Raw genomic sequence first — 3975 nt, 5'->3', positions numbered from 1 at the left:
CTCGGCCTATGCCCCGCTGTCGCCGGACAGCGGGGCACGAGAACATCAAGCGGAGATGCTGGCCTTCTCGAGGATCTCGCGCGCCAGGGCGGCGGTCTCGGACGGGGTCTTGCCGACCTTCACGCCCGCGGCCTCGAGGGCGTCCTTCTTGGCCTGGGCGGTACCGGCGGAGCCGGAGACGATGGCGCCGGCGTGGCCCATGGTCTTGCCCTCGGGGGCGGTGAAGCCCGCGACGTAGCCGACGACCGGCTTGGTGACGTTGGCCTGGATGTAGGCCGCGGCCCGCTCCTCGGCGTCGCCGCCGATTTCGCCGATCATGACGATGAGCTTGGTCTCCGGGTCCTTCTCGAACGCCTCGATGGCGTCGATGTGGGTGGTGCCGATGACCGGGTCGCCGCCGATGCCGATGGCGGTGGAAAAACCGAAGTCCCGCAGCTCGTACATCATCTGGTAGGTCAGGGTGCCCGACTTGGAGACCAGACCGATCGGGCCCTTGCCCGCGATGTTGGCCGGGGTGATGCCGACCAGCGACTCACCCGGGGTGATGATGCCGGGGCAGTTCGGGCCGATGATGCGGGTCTTCTGACCCTTCTCCACGTTGTAGGCCCACGCGTACGCGGTGTCCTGCACCGGGATGCCCTCGGTGATGACCACGAGCAGCGGGATCTCCGCGTCGATGGCCTCGATGATGGCGTCCTTCGAGAAGGCCGGGGGAACGAACGCGATGGAGGTGTCGGCGCCGGTCTTCTCCATGGCCTCGGCCACGGAAGCGAACACGGGGAGCTCGACGGTGTTGCCGTCCTTGTCCACGTGCGACACGGTGGTGCCGGCCTTGCGGGCGTTGACACCGCCGACCACGTTGGTGCCCGCCTTCAGCATCAGAGCGGTGTGCTTGGTGCCCTCACCGCCGGTGATGCCCTGGACGATGACCTTGTTGTCCTTGTTCAGGAAGATAGACATGTGGGTTCGTGTCCTTACTTGGCGGCGGCCAGTTCGGCGGCCTTGTCGGCGCCTTCGTCCATGGTCTGAGCGAGAGTCACCAGCGGGTGGTTGAAGTCGGCGAGGATCTTGCGACCCTCCTCGACCTTGTTGCCGTCGAGGCGCACGACCAGCGGCTTGTTGGCCTCGTCGCCCAGGGTGTTCAGCGCGCCGACGATGCCGTTCGCGACCGCGTCACAGGCGGTGATGCCACCGAAGACGTTCACGAACACGGACTTGACCTGGGCGTCACCCAGGATGACATCGAGGCCGGCGGCCATGACGGCAGCCGAGGCGCCGCCACCGATGTCGAGGAAGTTGGCCGGCTTCACGCCGCCGTGGTTCTCACCGGCGTACGCGACGACGTCGAGGGTCGACATGACCAGACCCGCGCCGTTGCCGATGATGCCGACCTCACCGTCGAGCTTGACGTAGTTGAGGTCGTTCTCCTTGGCCTTGAGCTCCAGCGGATCGGTGGCGTCGATGTCCGCGAACTCGGCGTGGTCGGCGTGGCGGAACTCGGCGTTCTCGTCCAGGGTGACCTTGCCGTCGAGGGCCAGGATCTCGTCGTTGGGGGTGCGCACCAGCGGGTTGACCTCGACCAGGGTGGCGTCTTCCTTGATGAAGACTTCCCACAGCTTCTGGATGGTGACCGCCGCGGCATCCAGGATGTCGGCCGGCAGGTGACCCTGCTCGGCAATGCTGCGCGCGAAGGCCAGGTCCACGCCCTTGACCGCGTCGACCGGCACCTTGGCCAGACGATCCGGCTTGGTGGCGGCGACCTCTTCGATCTCCATGCCGCCCTCGACCGAGCACATGGCCAGGTAGGTGCGGTTGGAGCGGTCCAGCAGGAAGGAGATGTAGTACTCCGCCGCGATGTCCTTGGCCTCGGCGACCAGGACCTTCTTGGTGATGTGGCCCTTGATGTCCAGGCCCAGGATGTTGGTCGCGTGGGTGAAGGCGTCGTCCGGGGTGGCGGCGTACTTCACGCCACCGGCCTTGCCGCGGCCACCGACTTTGACCTGCGACTTGATCATTACCGGCTTGCCGATTTCCTCGGCGATCGCACGTGCGTCCTCGGCCGAGTCCGTGACGCGGCCCTCCGACGAAGGCACTCCGTGCTTCACGAAGAGTTCCTTCGCCTGATATTCGAAGAGATCCATGTACTCACCGTCTCGTCTGCGTTGTTGTGACAACGTCTTGGTTGGCGGCCCGTCGTCGGAGGCGGGTCGGCTCGGACTCTAATCAGTCACATGGAGCGGAAATCAGCCGCATACAGCCTAAGTGGCGCAGGTCACGGGATTGTCTCCGGGAGCGGAAAACCCCTCGTCAATGCTACTGACGGGTAGCTTGTTGACCCGGCGCCAGGTGGAGCCCGCGAATCCCGGAGAGTGACACTGGCTACTACGTGACGTAGTTGACAAACCTCACGCGGTTACCCAGGGCACAGTGAGCACATTCCGGATAAGCGAGTGATGAATGTCACAGCAGTGTGTCGAAGCAGCCCCATCGCTTGCTGAGCCGCAATCGTTTCGTTACCGTCGTTGCGGTCGATGTCACAACCCGGTCACGGACAGGAGGACGGCAGGCTTTGAGCGACAGCTCGTTCCCTTCGCAGCACCGGCCCCGCCGCGGCCACCGCTATCGCGAGGACGCGGATCATTCCGGCGGCGCAACGACATTCGATTCTCCCGTCAGTACCCACAGCGCGGTCGCCCACGGCGAGTGGGACGCGACCCAGGCCTGGAACGGCGGCGCCCAGTGGGAGCAGCCCGCCCAGCCGTGGGAGCAGCCCGCGCAGCAGTGGAACCAGCAGGCCCAGTGGGATCCGCAGGCGCAGTGGCCGTCCGACGCCGACTGGAACAGCGACACGCAGTGGGGTGGTGAGCCCCAGCAACAGTGGGACGAAGCCCCGCAGTGGCAGCAGGCCGAATCCGACGACTGGCAGGCCGAGCCGAACTGGGACTACAACGCCCAGACCACGGTGAACGGCTGGGCCGCACCGAATCCCACCGATTGGGCGCCGCAGTCGCGGACCAACTGGGATCCGACCGCGGACCCGACCCCCTCCGACAACTACCGGCCGGTCTACACCTTCAAGACCGCGTCCGGCGAGAAGCTCCAGTTCTCCGGCGACGGCGCCCGCGTCGATCACGGTGCCTTCGACGACTATTCGGACGAGGACGAGCGTCCCACCCGGTCCGGCGGCAAGCGCCGCGCCGGCGGCTCGCATCGCCTACCCGCCCCGCCCACCGCGCTCAAGGGTCGCGCCGCGGTGGTGGCGGTCGCGGCCGGCGCCGTCGTGGCCGCGGGCCAGGCCACCATCGAGTCCTCGGCCAACAGCGACACCAGCAATGTCGACTACCAGGCCGCCTCGCAGGTCAAGGAGGTCGCCGCGACCTCCGTGGTCGGCGGTTCCGACACCACCGCGGGCTCCCCGCAGGTGCTGAACCCGAACGCGCCCGCGAACCTGGACCAGTTCAACGACATTCTGGCCAAGGGCAAGCAGTTCGCCGCCGACATGGCCAACCAGGAGGCGTCGAAGTATCGGCCGCTGTGGACCAAGTTCACCGCCGCGGGCACCTTCACCTCCGGCTTCGGCATCCGCTGGGGCGTCGCCCACCAGGGTGTGGACATCGCCGCCCCGATCGGCACCCCGATCTACGCGGTCGCCGACGGCACCGTGCTCGAGGCCGGTCCCGCATCGGGATTCGGCATGTGGGTCCGGCTGCTGCACGACGACGGCACGGTCACCATCTACGGCCACATCGACACCGCGACCGTCTCCCAGGGCCAGCGCGTGCTCGCGGGCGACCAGATCGCCACGGTCGGCAACCGCGGGTTCTCCACCGGCCCGCACTGCCACTTCGAGGTCTGGCTCAACGGTGTCGACAAGATCGACCCGCTGCCCTGGCTGGCCTCCCGCGGCATCTCCCTGGGCCCCGAGCGGGACTGACAGCCCCCCGAAACACCGAGAAAAGGCGCGTCCCGCGGGAC

Annotated in this window: 3 protein-coding genes; 1 reads left to right on the top strand and 2 read right to left on the bottom strand. The window is 67.2% G+C overall.

All coding sequences use genetic code 11. The features are described 5' to 3' along the window. Nucleotides 1-45: 45 nt before the first annotated feature. Together sucD and sucC are read right to left on the bottom strand one after the other, a co-directional pair. Nucleotides 46-960 carry a succinate--CoA ligase subunit alpha gene (sucD, locus tag ACFV4K_RS34945; RefSeq protein WP_357280709.1) on the bottom strand — a complete coding sequence of 305 codons (915 nt, stop codon included), beginning with the start codon at nucleotides 958-960 and terminating at the stop codon, nucleotides 46-48. A 14-nt stretch (nucleotides 961-974) separates the two neighbouring features. Continuing rightward, nucleotides 975-2141 carry an ADP-forming succinate--CoA ligase subunit beta gene (gene sucC / locus ACFV4K_RS34940; protein WP_357091328.1) on the bottom strand — a complete coding sequence of 389 codons (1167 nt, stop codon included), beginning with the start codon at nucleotides 2139-2141 and terminating at the stop codon, nucleotides 975-977. Between the two features lie 821 nt (nucleotides 2142-2962). On the opposite strand from sucC, the gene ACFV4K_RS34935 reads away from it, so the two are divergent. Then, entirely contained in the window at nucleotides 2963-3934 is a 972-nt protein-coding gene (locus tag ACFV4K_RS34935) for a M23 family metallopeptidase (protein ID WP_379280578.1), read from the top strand. Nucleotides 3935-3975 lie beyond the last annotated feature (41 nt).

Origin of the sequence: Nocardia sp. NPDC059764 (genome assembly GCF_042732555.1) — a bacterium.
Lineage (GTDB): Bacteria > Actinomycetota > Actinomycetes > Mycobacteriales > Mycobacteriaceae > Nocardia.
The sequence above is the reverse complement of the archived record's forward strand: the minus strand, read 5'-3'. Positions and strand labels throughout refer to the sequence as shown.

Excerpts from the sequence above, each read along its gene's own strand:
- sucD (WP_357280709.1), bottom strand. The coding sequence starts at position 960 with ATGTCTATCTTCCTGAACAAGGACAACAAGGTCATCGTCCAGGGCATC.
- sucC (WP_357091328.1), bottom strand. The coding sequence starts at position 2,141 with ATGGATCTCTTCGAATATCAGGCGAAGGAACTCTTCGTGAAGCACGGA.